Source organism: Paractinoplanes globisporus DSM 43857 (assembly GCF_000379645.1).
Taxonomy (GTDB): Bacteria; Actinomycetota; Actinomycetes; order Mycobacteriales; family Micromonosporaceae; genus Actinoplanes; species Actinoplanes globisporus.
This window is the reverse complement of sequence record NZ_KB903333.1, coordinates 1-15,541: the sequence shown is the minus strand read 5'-3', so window position 1 is coordinate 15,541 and position 15,541 is coordinate 1. Positions and strand designations below refer to the sequence as shown.

General features: G+C 70.3%; 19 protein-coding genes and 1 pseudogene. 19 read left to right on the top strand and 1 reads right to left on the bottom strand.

Annotated elements, in window-relative coordinates:
- Position 1: 1 nt before the first annotated feature.
- Genes A3CQ_RS55780 through A3CQ_RS0140480 form a run of 12 tightly spaced genes read left to right on the top strand, consistent with a single transcriptional unit; the run spans position 2 to position 9,739 of the window.
- Positions 2-457 (top strand): NifU-related iron-sulfur-binding protein, encoded by a 456-nt coding sequence (locus A3CQ_RS55780; protein WP_020516694.1) that lies wholly within the window; start codon positions 2-4, stop codon positions 455-457.
- Positions 454-1,032 carry a DUF5947 family protein gene (locus A3CQ_RS0140530; protein ID WP_020516693.1) on the top strand — a complete coding sequence of 193 codons (579 nt, stop codon included), beginning with the start codon at positions 454-456 and terminating at the stop codon, positions 1,030-1,032. The genes A3CQ_RS55780 and A3CQ_RS0140530 overlap by 4 nt, the downstream gene beginning before the upstream one ends.
- Entirely contained in the window at positions 1,029-1,661 is a 633-nt protein-coding gene (locus A3CQ_RS0140525) for a DUF6084 family protein (RefSeq protein WP_020516692.1), read from the top strand. Before A3CQ_RS0140530 ends, A3CQ_RS0140525 begins: the two co-directional genes overlap by 4 nt.
- Positions 1,658-2,920 (top strand): hypothetical protein, encoded by a 1,263-nt coding sequence (locus A3CQ_RS0140520; RefSeq protein ID WP_020516691.1) that lies wholly within the window; start codon positions 1,658-1,660, stop codon positions 2,918-2,920. The genes A3CQ_RS0140525 and A3CQ_RS0140520 overlap by 4 nt, the downstream gene beginning before the upstream one ends.
- Positions 2,914-3,036 carry a DUF6893 family small protein gene (locus tag A3CQ_RS63825; protein WP_020516690.1) on the top strand — a complete coding sequence of 41 codons (123 nt, stop codon included), beginning with the start codon at positions 2,914-2,916 and terminating at the stop codon, positions 3,034-3,036. Before A3CQ_RS0140520 ends, A3CQ_RS63825 begins: the two co-directional genes overlap by 7 nt.
- Positions 3,037-3,038: 2 nt before the next feature.
- Positions 3,039-3,527 carry a hydrogenase maturation protease gene (locus tag A3CQ_RS0140510; protein ID WP_040433931.1) on the top strand — a complete coding sequence of 163 codons (489 nt, stop codon included), beginning with the start codon at positions 3,039-3,041 and terminating at the stop codon, positions 3,525-3,527.
- Position 3,528: 1 nt separating this feature from the next.
- Positions 3,529-6,033 (top strand): carbamoyltransferase HypF, encoded by a 2,505-nt coding sequence (gene hypF / locus A3CQ_RS0140505; RefSeq protein ID WP_020516688.1) that lies wholly within the window; start codon positions 3,529-3,531, stop codon positions 6,031-6,033.
- An 8-nt stretch (positions 6,034-6,041) separates the two neighbouring features.
- On the top strand, positions 6,042-6,296 hold the full coding sequence (locus A3CQ_RS0140500) for a HypC/HybG/HupF family hydrogenase formation chaperone (protein ID WP_020516687.1): 255 nt from the start codon (positions 6,042-6,044) through the stop codon (positions 6,294-6,296).
- Positions 6,280-7,383, top strand: a complete 1,104-nt coding sequence (hypD, locus tag A3CQ_RS0140495; protein ID WP_020516686.1) for a hydrogenase formation protein HypD — start codon at positions 6,280-6,282, stop codon at positions 7,381-7,383. Before A3CQ_RS0140500 ends, hypD begins: the two co-directional genes overlap by 17 nt.
- Entirely contained in the window at positions 7,380-8,444 is a 1,065-nt protein-coding gene (gene hypE, locus A3CQ_RS0140490; protein WP_020516685.1) for a hydrogenase expression/formation protein HypE, read from the top strand. Before hypD ends, hypE begins: the two co-directional genes overlap by 4 nt.
- Positions 8,445-8,453: 9 nt before the next feature.
- Complete coding sequence (locus A3CQ_RS55775) at positions 8,454-9,188, top strand: DUF6390 family protein (RefSeq protein ID WP_020516684.1); 735 nt, start codon at positions 8,454-8,456, stop codon at positions 9,186-9,188.
- A complete protein-coding gene (locus tag A3CQ_RS0140480; protein ID WP_020516683.1) occupies positions 9,185-9,739 on the top strand; it encodes an isochorismatase family protein in 555 nt (184 codons plus the stop codon). Before A3CQ_RS55775 ends, A3CQ_RS0140480 begins: the two co-directional genes overlap by 4 nt.
- Positions 9,740-9,746: 7 nt before the next feature.
- On the opposite strand, the gene A3CQ_RS0140475 is transcribed toward A3CQ_RS0140480, so the two are convergent.
- Positions 9,747-10,160: a cupin domain-containing protein gene (locus tag A3CQ_RS0140475; protein WP_051115501.1), complete on the bottom strand. Its 414-nt coding sequence runs from the start codon at positions 10,158-10,160 to the stop codon at positions 9,747-9,749.
- A 35-nt stretch (positions 10,161-10,195) separates the two neighbouring features.
- Between A3CQ_RS0140475 and A3CQ_RS58200 the strand changes: the two genes are divergently transcribed.
- From A3CQ_RS58200 to A3CQ_RS63820, 7 genes and pseudogenes are all read left to right on the top strand, one after another.
- On the top strand, positions 10,196-11,341 hold the full coding sequence (locus A3CQ_RS58200) for a WXG100 family type VII secretion target (RefSeq protein ID WP_051115500.1): 1,146 nt from the start codon (positions 10,196-10,198) through the stop codon (positions 11,339-11,341).
- A complete protein-coding gene (locus A3CQ_RS0140465) occupies positions 11,341-11,625 on the top strand; it encodes a hypothetical protein (protein WP_020516681.1) in 285 nt (94 codons plus the stop codon). The genes A3CQ_RS58200 and A3CQ_RS0140465 overlap by 1 nt, the downstream gene beginning before the upstream one ends.
- A gap of 117 nt (positions 11,626-11,742) precedes the next feature.
- The gene (locus tag A3CQ_RS0140460) at positions 11,743-12,819 is read left to right on the top strand and encodes an ABC transporter substrate-binding protein (RefSeq protein WP_040433930.1); all 1,077 of its coding nucleotides are present in this window, start codon (positions 11,743-11,745) and stop codon (positions 12,817-12,819) included.
- Between the two features lie 20 nt (positions 12,820-12,839).
- The gene (locus A3CQ_RS0140455; RefSeq protein WP_020516679.1) at positions 12,840-13,604 is read left to right on the top strand and encodes an ABC transporter ATP-binding protein; all 765 of its coding nucleotides are present in this window, start codon (positions 12,840-12,842) and stop codon (positions 13,602-13,604) included.
- Positions 13,601-14,341, top strand: a complete 741-nt coding sequence (locus A3CQ_RS0140450; protein ID WP_020516678.1) for an ABC transporter permease — start codon at positions 13,601-13,603, stop codon at positions 14,339-14,341. Before A3CQ_RS0140455 ends, A3CQ_RS0140450 begins: the two co-directional genes overlap by 4 nt.
- A complete protein-coding gene (locus A3CQ_RS0140445) occupies positions 14,338-15,132 on the top strand; it encodes an ABC transporter permease (protein ID WP_020516677.1) in 795 nt (264 codons plus the stop codon). The genes A3CQ_RS0140450 and A3CQ_RS0140445 overlap by 4 nt, the downstream gene beginning before the upstream one ends.
- A 62-nt stretch (positions 15,133-15,194) precedes the next feature.
- Positions 15,195-15,541 (top strand): annotated as a pseudogene (locus A3CQ_RS63820) (hypothetical protein); the annotation flags it as partial.

The window sequence follows — 15,541 nt, the reverse complement described above, 5'->3', positions numbered from 1 at the left end:
CGTGGCCGTCAAGGACTGGCGGGAGTACGCCTCCCGCATCGACGTGCTCCTGGCCACCGCGGGCAACGACGGCGAGGAGCTGGTGCGCACGGTCGCCGACCTCTACGGCGCCGGGCTGGAGCGGATGCTCGAGCTGCTGCACGAGCGGGGCGCGCTCACCGACGAGGTGCTCGACGCGCTGGCCGGCGACGACCTGGTCGCCGGCCTCCTGCTCGTGCACGGCCTGCACCCGCACGACGCGCCGACCCGGATCGGCCTCGCCATCCGGGGCACCGGGGTCGAGCTGATCGAGGTCACCGCCGACGGGGTGTGCCGGCTGCGGGCCGCGCACGGGCACCGGCCGCACGGCATCGAGCAGCTCATCGACGCGGTGGCGCCCGAGATCACCGCGGTCGAGATCGAGACGCCGAAACCTCTGATCCCGGTCTCCGCGCTCTTCTCGAGGCCCACCTCATGACCGACTCGCTGGCCACCCTGCGGCGGATAGCCCGTAACCGCCCCGCGCAGCCGCGCCCGGAACGCTGCGAGATGTGCGCCGTCGAGATCGTGCCCGACCACGCGCACGTGGTCGACCTGCAGTCCCGCCAGCTGCTCTGCGCCTGCCGGCCCTGCTATCTGCTGTTCACCGACGAGCGTGCGCACCTGCGCTACCGGGCCGTCCCCGACCGCTACCTCGCCCTGCGGCGCGAGGTGATCGACGAGCGGGCGTGGGACGAACTGCAGATCCCGGTCGGCCTGGCCTTCCTGTTCCACAACTCGGCGCTGGGCCGGTTGGTCGCCTTCTATCCCGGGCCGGGCGGCGCCACGGAGTCCGAGCTCGACCTCTCCGCGTGGCAGGTCGAGCCCGAACCGCGGCCCGACGTCGAGGCGCTTCTCCTGCGCCGCGGCAAGGACGGCTATCTGGTGCCGATCGACGTCTGCTACGAGCTGGTCGGCCGGCTGCGCACGCTGTGGCGGGGCTTCGACGGCGGCCAGGAGGCGCACGCGGCGGTCGAGGAGATCTTCGAGCGGGTCGGGGCGAGGGCGAGATGAGCGCGTACGTCTTCACTGTGCTGGACGTGACCGCCGAGCCGTACGCGGCGTCCCCGCAGCTCACCTGCCGGCTGCGGATCGAGGAGACGACGGGCCGCCGGGTGCACGCGATCGCGCTGCGCTGCCAGGTGCGCATCGAGCCGCAGCGCCGCCGCTACGACGCCGCCGAGCACGAGGCGCTGCGGGGGCTGTTCGGCGAGCGGGAACGCTGGGGCGACACGCTCAAGCCGTTCCAGTGGATGCAGGCCAACGCCACCGTGCAGGGCTTCGCCGGAGAGACCGAGACCGAGCTCGCGCTGCCCTGCACCTACGACCTCGAGGTGATCGGCTCGCGGTACCTGCACGCGCTCGACGCCGGCGACGTGCCGCTCAACCTGCTGTTCTCCGGCACGATCTTCACGAAGGGCGCGACCGGCTTCGAGGTCGAGCAGGTGCCGTGGTCGTGCGAGGCGCGCTGGGCGCTGCCGGTCTCGGTCTGGCGCGACATGATCGACGCCTTCTTCCCGAACAGCGGCTACGTGCGGGTCAGCGCCGACACGCTCAAGGAGCTCACCGCGTACCGCGCCCGGCACGACCTGATCAGCTGGGACGAGACCATCCAGCGGCTGCTCTCCGCGGAGGAGCCGTGACCGTCGAGGCGGCCCGGGCGGTCGCGGACGCCGTGCTCTACGAGGGATACCTGCTCTATCCCTATCGGGCGAGCGCGGCCAAGAACCGGTCGCGCTGGCAGTTCGGCGTGCTCGGACCGCCTTCGGCGGCCTGGCCGGCCTTCGCCGAGGACCCACGCATGGCGATGCGGTGCCTGCTTCTTCCGCGCGTACGCCCCGGGAGCGTCACCATCCATCTCCGGTTCCTGCAGCTTCAGTCCCGCCAGGTCGTCGACGCGCAGGGTCTCTCGGTCCCGTCCTTGCGGTGGGCCGATGAGACCGTGCTGAGCTGGGACGAGGCGGTGGAGCACGAGATCACCGTGGACAGCCTGCCCCTCCTCGGCAAATCGGATATTCCGGTTTTCGTCGCCGGGGGCACCGAGGAGGAACCGGTCGGTTCGGTGGGCCAGGTCGTGCGCCGTCGGTGGCCGCTGACCGCCCGTCTCCGGGCCTCTTCCGAACCGGATGGCGATCTGACCCGCCTCACCGTCTCGGTGACCAACGAGCACCCGGTTGCGGTGGGCGACAAGGAGGAGGCGATCCGGCACTCGCTGCTCGGAGCCCACCTGCTGATCGAGGCGCACGACGCGACCTTCGTCTCCATGCAGGACCCGCCGCCGGCCGCGGCCACCGCCGCCGCCCGCTGTCAGCAGGAGCGCTGCTGGCCGGTGCTGGCCGGCTCGGACACCGTGCTGCTCGGGGCGCCGATCATCCTGTACGACCACCCGGCCGTCGCCGAGCAGAGCCCGGGCGCTCTGTTCGACGCCACCGAGATCGACGAGATCCTCACGCTGCGGGTCATGACGATGACCGACGAGGAGAAGGCCGAGGCGCGCGCCACCGACCCGCGCGCCGCCGCGATCGTCGACCGATGCGACACCCTCACCCCGGCCGAGCTGCAGAGCCTGCACGGCACCCGCCTCGACGACACACCGTGGTGGGACCCGGCGACCGACGAGCCCGGGCCCGACTGGGTGCTGGTCGACGGCGTACGCGTGGAAAAGGGAAGTCTCGTGCGGGTGCACCCGAATCGGCGGGCGGACGCGCAGGACCTGTTCTTCGCCGGCCAGGTGGCCCGGGTGACCAATGTCGTCTCCGATGTGGACGGCGACACGCACGTGGCCCTGGTCCTGGTCGACGATCCGGCCGCCGACCTGCACGACTGGTACGGCCGGTACTTCTATTTCGCGCCCGACGAACTCGAGCCGCTGCCGGCCTCGGGAGAGGAGCACGCATGCTGAAACTGATCGGCGCCTTGACCACGATCGCGGCCGCCGCGGCGGCCGCCTACGCCGCGTCGCTCCTGGTCGAGTCGCTGCCCGACATCCAGCGGTACCTCAAGATCAGGTCGATGTGACGATGCCGGGACCTGGCATTCTGGTCGCCGGCATCGGCAACATCTTCCTCGGCGACGACGGCTTCGGGCCGGAGGTGATCAAGCGGCTGCTGGCCGAGGGAGAGCCACCGCCCGGGGTGCGCATTGTCGACTACGGCATCAAGGGCGTCTTCCTCTCGTACGACATGTACGGCTCCGACCGGCTGATCCTGGTTGACGCGCTGCCGGGCAAGGGCCGGCCGGGCGAGGTCGTCGTGCTCGAGATCGGCCCGGAGGACATCGAGCCGGTTCCGTTCGACGCGCACGCGATGAGCCCCGGCGCGATCCTCGCCACGCTCCAGCGGATCGGCGAGCCGCTGCCGCCTACGTACCTGGTGGGCTGCCGGATCGACACGACGTTCGAGGACATCGGGCTGACCCCGCGGGTGGAGGCCGCGGTTCCCGTGGCGATGGAGGCGATACGCACGCTGATCGACCGGTGCCTGGCCGAGCGGTCCGTCGGGCGGTCCTGACATGTGCCTCGGCATCCCGGGTCAGGTCGTCGAGATCGTCGACGGCTTCGCGGGGCAGCTCGCGCTCGTCGACGTCGAGGGGGCCACCCGCAAGGTCAATATCGGCATGCTCGACGAGGCGCCCGACCCGGGAGCGTGGGTGCTCATCCACCTCGGCTTCGCCGTCGAGCTCATCGACGCTCAGGAGGCGTCGCGGGCGATGAGCGGGCTCGAGCTCGTCGGCCAGGCTCGCCGGCTGCGCCGGCGTTACACCGTGTCCGGGCTGGTCCAGGGGGTCGGTTTCCGGCCTTTCGCGTACGCCTCGGCGTCCGCGCTGGCACTGTCCGGGTCGGTGGCGAACACGGCCGACGGCGTGGTGGTCGAGGTGGAGGGCGAGGCGGACGCGGTCCACGAGTACGGCCGCCGGCTGCGGGACGACGCGCCGCCGCTCGCCATGGTGCTCGACGTGCGGGCCGAGGAACTGCCGCTCCTGGGCGGCACGGGCTTCACGATCGAGGCCTCCCGGGACGGCGGCCCGGCCCGCACCCTGGCCTCGCCGGACGTGGCGATCTGCGCCGACTGCCTGCGCGAGCTGCGCGACCCGGCCGACCGGCGCTACCGGCACCCGTTCATCACCTGCACGAACTGCGGGCCGCGCTTCACGATCATCACGTCGCTCCCGTACGACCGGGCCGCCACGACGATGGCCGGCTTCCCGATGTGCCCGGCCTGCACGGCGGAGTACTCGGATCCGGCGAACCGCCGCTTCCACGCGCAGCCGATCGCCTGCCCCTCGTGCGGCCCATCTTTGGAATTGTGGCCGGGCGGCTCGGACGATCCACTTGCCGCGAGCCGGCGGCTGCTCGCCGAGGGACGGATCATCGCGGTCAAGGGGCTCGGCGGCTATCACCTCGCCTGCGATGCCCGGAACGCCGCGGCCGTCGCCGAGCTGCGGCGGCGCAAGCGGCGCGGCGGCAAGCCGTTCGCGGTCATGGTCGCCGGCCTCGAGACTGCCCGCGCGCTGGCAATGCTGACCGACGACGACGAGCGGTTGCTGGACGACATCCGGCGGCCGATCGTGCTGGTCCCCCGCCGGGCCGGGAGCGGGATCGCGAACGAGGTCGCGCCGGACAACCCCGACCTCGGGATCATGCTGCCCTACACGCCGCTGCATGTGCTGCTGTTCGGCCTGCCCGGCGACTCGGCCGGTCCGGATGCCCTGGTCATGACCTCGGGGAACCTCTCCGGCGAGCCGATCGTCACCGATGACGACGAGGCGCTGACCCGGCTCGCGTCGCTGGCCGACGCGTGGCTGCGGCACGACCGGGCGATCCGGGTGCCCTGCGACGACTCGGTGAGCCGGCACGTCGCGGGGGCCGAGCTGCCGATCCGCCGGTCCCGGGGGTACGCGCCGCTGCCGCTGGCGCTGCCGTTCGAGGTGCCGCCGATGCTCGCCGCCGGCGCCGACCTCAAGAACACGTGCGCGGTGGCGAGTGGCCGGTACGCCTGGCTCAGCCAGCACATCGGGGACATGGACGACCTGTCCACGATCGAGGCGCTCACCCGCACCGAGCGGCACCTCGAGGAGCTGACCGGGGTCGCGCCCGAGATCGTGGTGGCCGACCTGCATCCCGGTTACCGGTCCACCGACTGGGCGCGGCGGCACGCGGCGGGCCGGCCGGTTCGTCGCGTGCAGCATCACCACGCGCACGTCGCGTCGGTGATGGCCGAGCACGGGCTCGGGCCGGACGAGAAGGTCATCGGGATCGCGTTCGACGGCACCGGGTACGGGCCGGACGGCGCGGTGTGGGGCGGCGAGATGCTGATCGCCGGGTACAAGGACTACCGGCGGGCGGCCCGGCTCGGGTACGTGCCGCTGGCCGGGGGCGACGCGAGCGTGCTCCGGCCGTACCGGATGGCATTGGCCCACCTCCACGCGGCCGGGGTGCCCTGGCATCCGGATCTTCCGGCGGTGGAGGCCTGCCCGCCGGCCGAGCGCGACCTGCTGGCCCGGCAGTTCGGCAGCGGCGCCGACTGTGTGCCGACCTCCAGCATGGGCCGGCTGTTCGACGCGGTGTCGTCGCTGGCCGGGGTGCGCCACACGGTCGAATACGAGGCGGAGGCCGCCATTGTCCTCGAGGGACAGGCGCGCACGGCATCGGCGGGACTCAGTCATCCGTACGCCCTCGAATTGTGCGTGAGCCAGGACGGCCCGGACGTCGCCGACGCCGGACCGGTGATCCGCCAGATCGCGCGGAATGTGCTCGACGGCGTGCCGCCGGCAATGGTGGCGGCCCGGTTCCACGCCACGGTGGCCGCACTGATCGTGCAACTCGCCGAAAGGGGGCGGGAAACGACCGGGCTCGACGTGGTCGCGCTCGGTGGAGGCGTGTTCCAGAACGCGCTGCTGATGGCGGCGGCGGTGCGTGACCTGGGCGAACGTGGTTTCACGGTGCTGCGGCCGCGGCTGCTGCCGCCGAACGACGGAGGCATCGCGCTGGGACAGCTCGTGATCGGATCCCTTTAGGAGGTCATATGTGTCTGGCTGTTCCCGGACGCATTCTCAGCATCGCCGAGGCCGACGGCGTGCCGATGGCCGAGGTCGATTTCGGCGGTGTGCGCAAAAGCGTCTGCCTGCAGTACGTGCCGGACGCGACGGTCGGTGAATACGTCGTCGTGCACGTCGGCTTCGCCATTCAGCTGCTCGACGAGGAATCTGCGCGGCAGACCCTCGACAACTTCGCAAAGATGGGCATTCTCGAGGAGGAGTTCGGTGAAATACCTCGATGAGTTCGGCAATCCGGTGCTCGCCCGGCGGCTCGTCGAGCAGATCCACGCGGTGACCACCCGGTCCTGGGCGATGATGGAGGTCTGTGGCGGGCAGACCCACTCGATCATCCGGCACGGTATCGACCAGCTGCTGCCGGACGGTGTCGAGATGATTCACGGACCGGGCTGCCCGGTCTGCGTGACGCCGCTCGAGATCATCGACAAGGCGCTCGCGATCGCGGCGCAGCCGGGCGTCATTTTCTGCTCGTTCGGCGACATGCTGCGAGTGCCCGGCAGCGGGCAGGATCTGTTCGGCGTGAAAAGCGCGGGTGGGGACGTGCGGGTGGTGTATTCGCCGCTGGACGCCCTGAAGATCGCGCGGGAGAACCCATCGCGCCAGGTGGTGTTCTTCGGGATCGGCTTCGAGACCACGGCCCCGGCCAATGCGATGACCGTCTATCAGGCGAAGCGGCTGGGGGTCACGAACTTCTCGCTGCTGGTGTCGCACGTGCTGGTGCCGCCGGCGATCGCGGCCATCATGGAGTCGCCGGTCTGCCGGGTGCAGGCGTTTCTCGCGGCCGGGCACGTGTGCAGCGTGATGGGCACCCGGGAGTATCCGCCTATCGCCGAGAAATACCGGGTGCCGATCGTGGTGACCGGGTTCGAGCCGCTCGACATTCTCGAGGGGATCCGGCGGACGGTCGTCCAGCTCGAATCGGGGCGGCACGAGGTGGAGAACGCCTATCCGCGGGCCGTGCGGGACGAGGGAAATCCGGCGGCCATGGAGATGCTGCGGGATGTCTTCGAGGTGACCGATCGGACGTGGCGCGGGATCGGAATGATTCCGAACAGCGGGTGGCGACTCTCGCCGAAGTACCGCGAGTTCGACGCCGAGCATCGGTTCGCCGTGACCGACATCCATACCTCGGAATCGCCGCTGTGCCGGTCGGGTGAGGTATTGCAAGGGCTGATCAAGCCCCATCAGTGTTCGGCTTTCGGGAAACAGTGCACGCCGCGCAACCCGTTGGGGGCGACGATGGTGTCGTCCGAGGGCGCGTGCGCGGCCTATTACGCGTACCGGCGGCTCGACCTGGTGCAGCTCTCATGACCTCGGAGCGGTCGAGCGCGATCGATTTCGAGAACTGGAGCTGCCCGGTGCCGCTGCGGGACACGCCGCAGGTGGTGATGGGGCACGGCGGCGGCGGGGCGATGTCGGCCGAGCTGGTCGAGCATCTTTTCCTGCCGGCGTACGGGTCGTCGGTCTCGCCCGGCGACAGCGCGGTGGTGCCGCTGCTCGGCGGGCGGATCGCGATCTCCACCGACTCGTACGTGGTCAAGCCGATGTTCTTTCCCGGCGGCTCGATCGGGGACCTCGCGGTCAACGGGACGATCAACGACCTCGCCATGTCGGGGGCCACGCCGCTGTACCTGTCGATCGCCTTCATCCTGCAGGAGGGGACGCCGCTGGCCACGGTCGGCCGGATCGCCTCGGCGGTGGGGGCGGCGGCCGCGGCGGCGGGGGTCTCCGTGGTCACCGGGGACACGAAGGTGGTGGACAACGGGAGCGGGGACGGGGTCTACCTGAACACGGCCGGGGTAGGGGTGGTGCCGGAAGGGGTGACGATCGAGCCCGCGCGGGCCGCCGCCGGCGACGTCGTGATCATCAGCGGGGACATCGGGGTGCACGGGATCGCGGTGATGAGCGTACGAGAAGGGCTGGAGTTCGAGACCTCCGTCAGCAGCGATACCGCGGCGCTGCACTCGCTGGTGGCGGCGATGCTCGGGGCCGGGGCGGACGTGCACGTGCTGCGGGATCCGACCCGGGGCGGGGTGGCGGCCTCGCTCAACGAGATCGCCCGGTCGGCCAAGGTCGGGATCTCGCTGGACGAGCCGTCGTTGCCGATCCCGGCGTCGGTCGCGGACGCGTGCAGCCTGCTCGGGCTTGATGCGCTGCAGGTGGCGAACGAGGGGAAACTGCTGGCGTTCGTGCCCGCGGAGTCTGCGCCCTTGGCCCTGGAGGCGATGCGGGGGCATCCGCTGGGGGCGGGGGCGACGGTGATCGGAGCCTGCGTTGAGGAGCATCCGGGGATGGTGGTGGCTCGGACCGCGTTGGGGGGCACGCGGGTCGTGAACATGCCCATCGGCGAGCAACTGCCGCGGATCTGCTGAGGGGCTCCCATGTCGGACTCGGGGGCGTTGCTGTTCGCCCGGTATGCGTATCCGCCCAATGAGCTGGGGTATTGCGGGCCGGCGGGGGCTTCGGCCCTGTTGCGGTCGGACCTGCCGGGGGAGATCGCGCGGCGGGCTCGGGGGTTTGAGGGGGCTTGGGCGTATCTCTCCTATCTGAGTGGGCCGTTGGGAGACCCGCTCTCTCCGGCCGTGGTTTCGGCGTACTGGATCGGGTCTTTGGACACTCCGTCCGATTTTCCGGATTTATTGGGATTTCTGCGGGCGCGGTTTCCCGGGCAGCAGGGTGGGACGTGGCAGTCCGCCGCCGGGCGGGCTATTCCGCACCACAGCTTCCACGTCTTCGAGGTCTATCCGTGGGCGGTGCTGCTGCGGCGGACCGGTAACCCGACGGCCGTCTCGGTGCTGGACCGGTGCCGGATCCGTACGGGAATCGTGCGTGACGTGCGCGGCTCGTCGGCCACGGTCACCTGCCGGCCGCTGGTCTGGGACGGGTCGGTGCTCGCGCCGGGGCCCGCGCGGGACGAGGAGGTGGCCTGGTCGGCGGGCGGGCTGTCGCTGCTGCCGGGCCTCTCCCCCGGCGACCGGGTGGCGTTGCACTGGGACTGGGTCTGCGACGTGATCACCGCGGAGCAGGCCGCGACGATCGAGGCTCTCGAGGAGAGGCAGCTGCGCGCCTCGTTCCCCGAAAAATGTCGTACCCCCGGTCTAGCGTCGGCCCCATGACAACCCTTACCGACCGCGACCGGTCCGCCCTCATCGTCATCGACGTCCAAAACTCCGTGGTCAGCGGGGCGCACGAGCGCGACCGGGTCGTCGCCACCATCGGCGAGCTGATCGACAAGGCCCGCGCGGCCGGCGCCGAGGTCGTCTGGGTGCAGCACAGCGACGACCACACGCCGTTCGGCAGCGAGGGGTGGCAGTTCGTCCCCGAGCTCTCCCGCGCCGACGACGAGCCGCTGATCCACAAGAAATACGGCGACTCGTTCGAGGCCACCGACCTCGAGTCCGTCCTGGCCGACCGGCACGTGGGCCACCTGTTCGTCGCGGGCGCCCAGTCCGACGCGTGCATCCGCTCCACGCTGCACGGCGCCTTCACCCGCGGCTACGACACCACCCTGGTCTCCGACGCCCACACCACCGAAGACCTGACGGCGTACGGCGCACCCACCCCCGACAAGGTGATCGCCCACACCAACCTCTACTGGCAGTACCACGCCGCCCCCGGCCGCACCGCCGGCATCGTCACCACCGCCGACATCGACTTCAAGCCCTGACCGCTCGCTACCCGAACGGACAGCCCGGGTTGGGCGCGTCCTCGGCAAAGGGGCTGCCGGCCGGGAGCACGTAAAGGACATCGAGCACCACCTCGGTCGAGCCGAGGTTCCGCCCGATGTGCACGTGGCCCGACCCGCTGGGCTCGTCGAGGAGGTGCCCGGCGGGATAGACGCCGTCCGCGGCGCAGGTCGCGTCGAAATGGCTCAGCGTCCCGCTCCTGACCCAGGCGTAAAGCGGGCCGTCGTGATAGTGCCAGCCCGTGTCGGTGCCCGGCGGGAGGTGTATCTCGCGCAGCGTCAGGTCCTTGCCGCCGACGGTGCGCTGCCACAGCACCTTGCCCTCGACTCCCGGGTCCGGCGGCGTCGCCCGAGCCGCCGTCCCGACTGAACCCGTTCCCCGTTGCCGTCGTGTGAGGTTCACACCCGCGAATCTCAGGCGAAGGGCAAGGGCCCGCCATGACCAACCCGCTCGTGGCACCGACCGTGGACTCCCCGGTCAGCCCCTGGGCGGGCATCTGGCTGGCCGACGACGTCGAGACGATCCTCGACGGCGTCAAAAGCCGCAGCTGGGTGGAGGTCTCGATCGGCGGCACGTCGGCCGGTCTGGACGTGCTCGCCTTCGTCACCGACCCGATCGGCTCGCTGCTGCAGTACGGCATCGCCTGGATGATCGAGCACGTCCGGCCCCTCTCCGAGGCCCTCGACTGGCTGGCCGGCAACCCCGACGAGATCACCGCCCAGTCCCAGACCTGGCGCAACATCGGCGCCGCCATGCGCGACAACTGCGACGACCTGATCCGAGCCGTCCGCTGGGACACCACCGAATGGGAGGGCGAGGCCGGCGACGCCTACCGCGCCTGGTCCACCAACCAGCAGAACACCATCAAGGCCCTCGCCCAGGCCGCCGACGCCATGGCCGTGATGACCGAGGCCGCCGCCACTCTGATTGCCGGCGTACGCCAAATGGTCCGCGACGCCATCGCCGTGCTGGTCTCCCGCCTGGTCGACTACGCCCTCGAGGAGCTCTTCTCCCTGGGCACCGCCACCGGCCTGGTCCTCAACCAGGTAACCACCCTCTGCGCCGCCTGGTCCGACCGAATCTCCCACTGGCTCCGCGACCTGCTCTCCAGCCTCCGCAACCTCTCGGCCCTGGGCGATCGGCTCAAGGAGGCTCTCGAGTCCATCAAGAACCTCCTCCGCCGCCTGAGCAGCGGGCCCGCGGAGACAGTCCTGAGCCGAGTCAAGAAACGCGGCGCCGGCAACGCCCAGTTCTTCAAGCTCGAGACCGTCCGATCCGTCGCCGAGAAGTACGGCATCGACCTGGCCGGGCTGACGATCTCGCTGGCCGACGCGGCGAAACGTGGCCGCTGCGCGTGTACCTACCCGGACGGCTCCATCGTTCTGTTCTCGCCCGCGTTCCGCAGCGAGGAGGACCTGGCCCGCACGCTCGTTCACGAGAAGTTCCACAGCGACGAGCTCGCGGCCGGCTCCGAGTTCCCGCGCACCGAGGCGGACCGGGACAAGTGGGAGGATCGGGCTTACGCCTACGAGGACGAATGGTGGAACAATCAACCGGTTCGACCGGAACCGAGGGACAACTGATGGCGACCTTTGACGACTGGATGGACACCTACGAAGAGGTCTACGCCGCCCTTCCCGGCGACGCCGGCGCCGCCTGCCCCAACTGCGGGCAGCGCACGCTGCGGCTGGTCTTCACCGGCGACCTCGATCGGGACACCGGCTACGGCTCGTTCTGGTGCGACAGCTGCCTCACCGGAGTCGGTATCAGCCGCGCGCTCATTCCGGACGGCGCGATCGTGCGGGACATCCATTTGCCCAGCGAGGAACGGCAGCCCGAAATCCCCGACTTCCGCCTCGTGAACTGAGCGGGGCCGCTGTTCCGGTCGCCCGCGAAAAGCGGCTACAAGCTGGCTATACAGCGAAACTCCGGTGAAACACGCCCTGGTTAGCGTCGGGCCCTCTCCAGGGAAAGTGAGTCTCGCGTGACTTCTTACATAGATCGGCGTTCCCTGCTTCGTGGTGGTGCCGGGCTCGGGTTGCTCGGTGCCACGGCTGCGGTCCTGGCCGCGTGTGGTGACAGCTCGGGCGACTCCGGCGGTGACACGACGTCGGGGGCGGCGAAGAGCTTTGGTGCGCTCAACTATCAACTGTCCTGGGTCAAGAACGTGGAGTTCGCGGGGGCGTACATCGCGGATTCCAAGGGCTATTACACCGGCGCGGGGTTCGGCAGCGTCAACCTCATGGCGGGCGGGCCCAACGTCAGCCAGGACGCGGTGGTCGCCTCCGGGAAGGCGCTGCTCGGGATCTCGTCGCCGGACATCACGGCGGCGGCGATTCTCAAGGGTGCTGACCTGGTCATCGTGGGTGCGCAGTATCAGAAGAACCCGTTCGCGATCATGAGTCTGGGCAGTGCGCCGATCAATTCGCCGCAGGAGATGGTCGGCAAGAAGATCGGCGTGCAGGCCACGAACGAGCCGGTCTGGAACGCGTTCCTCAAGGCCAACAACATCGACCCGAGCAAGGTCACCAAGGTGCCGGCGCAGTTCGACCCGTCGCCCCTGGTCTCCAAGGAGGTGGATGGGTGGTTCTCCTTCTTCACGAACGAGCCGAACCTGCTCAAGACCAAGGGCGTGGACACCGCGGTGATGCTGCTCAACGATCACGGCTACCCGATGGTCTCCGAGACGTACGCGGTCAAGAAAAGCACGCTGACCGGTGACCGGGACAAGCTCAAGGCCGCTCTGATCGGGGACATCAAGGGCTGGACCGACTCGATCGCCGACCCGAAGCTCGGCGCCAACCTGGCCGCCACGAAATACGGCAAGGACCTCGGCCTCGACGAGGCCGAGCAGGTGCTCGAGTCGACCGCGCAGAACACGGTGGTGTCCACCGGCGACACCAAGGCGAACGGGCTGTTCACGATCACCGATGAGCTGATCGACGAGACCATCAAAACATTGGCCCTGGGCGGTACGACCATCACCAAGGACAAACTCTTCGACCTTTCAATCCTTTCCGAGGTGTACGCCGAGAACCCCGCCCTCAAGGGGGCAGCCTGACCACGGAGGGCCGGGGGATCGTGCTGCGCGGGCTGACCAAGCAGTTCACGATCCGCCGGTCCACCGTCACCGCGCTCGACCGCGTCGACCTGGACACCCCGGCCGGCGCTTTCGTCGCGCTGCTCGGCCCGTCCGGGTGCGGCAAGTCGACGATCCTGCGCATCCTCGCCGACCTCGAAAAACCAACCTCAGGCGAGGCGTACGTCCATGGTGAGGAACCCGCGGCCACCCGGCGCAACCATCATCTCGGCATCGCGTTCCAGGACGCGGCGCTGCTGCCGTGGCGCTCGGTGACCGCCAACATCCGCCTCCCGCTCGAGGTCAGCGGCGTCCGGGTGGACGACGCGACGATCGCCGACCTGATCCGCCTGGTCGGCCTCGAGGGCTTCGAGCAGGCCCGCCCGGCGCAGCTGTCCGGCGGCATGCGGCAGCGCGTCGCGATCGCCCGCGCACTGGTCGTGGAGCCGCGGATCCTGCTGCTCGACGAGCCGTTCGGCGCGCTCGACGAGATGACCCGGCAGCGGCTCAACCTCGAGTTGCAGCGCGTCTGGACCGAGCGGGCCACCACCACGCTGCTGGTCACCCACTCGATCGCCGAGGCGGTGTTCCTCGCCGACACGGTCGCGGTGATGAGCCCGCGCCCGGGCCGGATCGTCGCCCAGGTGGAGATCGACCTGCCTCGGCCGCGCACGCCGGAGATGATGCGCACGGCCCGCTTCCACGAGCTCGAGGACCAGCTCAGCGATCTTCTCTTCGGCGGCAACACCCGGGAGACCGTCGCGTGAAACGGGGAGCGATCGGCATACTCGCCCTGCTGGTGATCTGGGAGGTTCTCGGTCGCACGGTCTTCGCCGGCAGCCGGGCCGTCCCGCCGCCGACCGCGATCCTCACCCAGCTCAGGACCGATGGTCTGGCCTTCTATTGGCCGAACATCCGCACCACGCTGCGCGAGGCCGGCGAGGGCTGGCTGTGGGGCAACGGCATCGCGATCGTGCTGGCCCTCGTCCTGACCCTGTTCCCGCTGATCGAGCGGGCCGGCATGCGGCTGGCCCTGGTCAGCTACTGCCTGCCGGTGATCGCGATCGGCCCGGTGCTGGCCGTGCTGTTTAGTGGCGACACGTCCAAGGTGATCCTGGCCGCGATCTCGGTCATCTTCACGACGCTGGTGGGCGCGCTGGTCGGTCTCCGCAGCGCCGACCGCACCAGCCTCGACGTCGTACGCGCGTACGGCGGCGGGAAATGGACCCAACTATGGACAGTCCGTTTGCGCTTCAGCCTCCCCAGCCTTTTCGCCGGCCTGCGCATTGCCGCCCCCGCCGCCATGCTCGGCGCGATCATCGGCGAGTACCTGGGCGCCGAGTCCGGCCTCGGAGTGGCCATGATCAATTCACAGCAGAGCCTCGCGGTCGAGCGCACCTGGGGGATCGCGCTGGTCGCCACCGCCATCTCGGGGCTCGCGTACGGGCTGACCGCCGTGGTCGGCCGTGCGCTGACCCCCTGGGCTCCGCGGGTGTCCCGGTGAGGGCCACGTGGCGCCTGCTCAGGGGCGTCGGCGGCGCCCTGCTCTCGGTCGCCGTCATCTGCGGCGTGTGGCAGCTGCTGGTCAAGGGCTTCCACCTGGACCCGTTCCTGACCCGAGGACCGCTGGACGTCTGGAACTATCTGACCGATCCGAGCCACGACGACGAGCGCGCCCTCCTCTGGGACGCGAGCGGGACGACGGCCCTGGACGCCGCGATCGGCCTCCTCGGCGGCACGGTGGCCGCGCTGGTCACGGCCCTCTCGTTCGCCCTGTGGCGCGGCGTCGAGCAGACCTTCCTACCGATCGCCATGGCCCTGCGCGCCGTCCCGCTGGTCGCGATGACCCCGCTGATCGCCCTGATCTTCGGCCGTGGACTGCTCGCGGTGACGGTCATCGCCGGCATCGTCACGTTCTTCCCGGTGCTGGTGAACGTCTCGCTGGCCCTGCGCGCCGTGCCCCGCTCCTCGATGGACCTGATGCGGGCCTACGGCGCCTCCCCCTATGCCACCCTCCGCCGCGTCCAGTTCCCCGGCGCGCTGCCGGCTCTCTTCGCCGCGATGCGCGTGGCCGCGCCGCTGGCGCTGGTCGGCGCGCTGCTGGCCGAGTGGCTCGCCACCGGCAAGGGCCTCGGCTACCTGATGCTCGCCTCCGTCACGACCTTCGAACTGGACCGCATGTGGGCCGGCGTCACCATCGTCACGGTCGCGTCGATCCTGCTCTACACCCTGATCAGCTTCCTGGAACAGCTGACCCTGTCCCGATTCGCCCCCGACCAGGCCCGTCCGCTGTAAAACCATTTGCCATTGGTCAAGGGCGCTTGACGCCGCGACGCCGGACGCATCAGCATGTATCGATGCGCTTCAACAAGGTAAGGGCTTTCCTGACGGCCGGAATTCTGGCGGTCACGCTCGCGGCGGGCGCGCCCGCGGCGGCAGCACCCGCGGGCTCGGTTCTCGCGTCACCGCCCGACGGCCCAGCCCTCGCGCCGCCGAGAGAGGCGGGCCTGGCAAAGGCGGGCGCGGCAGACGCGGGCGCGGGCACGACAGGCGCGGGCACGACAGGCGCGGACGCGGACGCGGACGGGGCAGACGCGGGCCTGGCAAAGGCGGGCGCGGCCAACGCGGGCACGGTAGACGCGGGTCTGGCAAAGGCGGGCGTCACAGACGCGGGCGCGGCAGACGCGGGCGCGGCAGACGCGGG

Coding starts and splice junctions, on each gene's coding strand:
- A3CQ_RS0140530 (WP_020516693.1), top strand. CDS start 454: ATGACCGACTCGCTGGCCACCCTGCGGCGGATAGCCCGTAACCGCCCC.
- A3CQ_RS0140525 (WP_020516692.1), top strand. CDS start 1,029: ATGAGCGCGTACGTCTTCACTGTGCTGGACGTGACCGCCGAGCCGTAC.
- A3CQ_RS63825 (WP_020516690.1), top strand. CDS start 2,914: ATGCTGAAACTGATCGGCGCCTTGACCACGATCGCGGCCGCCGCGGCG.
- A3CQ_RS0140510 (WP_040433931.1), top strand. CDS start 3,039: ATGCCGGGACCTGGCATTCTGGTCGCCGGCATCGGCAACATCTTCCTC.
- hypF (WP_020516688.1), top strand. CDS start 3,529: ATGTGCCTCGGCATCCCGGGTCAGGTCGTCGAGATCGTCGACGGCTTC.
- A3CQ_RS0140500 (WP_020516687.1), top strand. CDS start 6,042: ATGTGTCTGGCTGTTCCCGGACGCATTCTCAGCATCGCCGAGGCCGAC.
- hypE (WP_020516685.1), top strand. CDS start 7,380: ATGACCTCGGAGCGGTCGAGCGCGATCGATTTCGAGAACTGGAGCTGC.
- A3CQ_RS55775 (WP_020516684.1), top strand. CDS start 8,454: ATGTCGGACTCGGGGGCGTTGCTGTTCGCCCGGTATGCGTATCCGCCC.
- A3CQ_RS0140480 (WP_020516683.1), top strand. CDS start 9,185: ATGACAACCCTTACCGACCGCGACCGGTCCGCCCTCATCGTCATCGAC.
- A3CQ_RS58200 (WP_051115500.1), top strand. CDS start 10,196: ATGACCAACCCGCTCGTGGCACCGACCGTGGACTCCCCGGTCAGCCCC.
- A3CQ_RS0140465 (WP_020516681.1), top strand. CDS start 11,341: ATGGCGACCTTTGACGACTGGATGGACACCTACGAAGAGGTCTACGCC.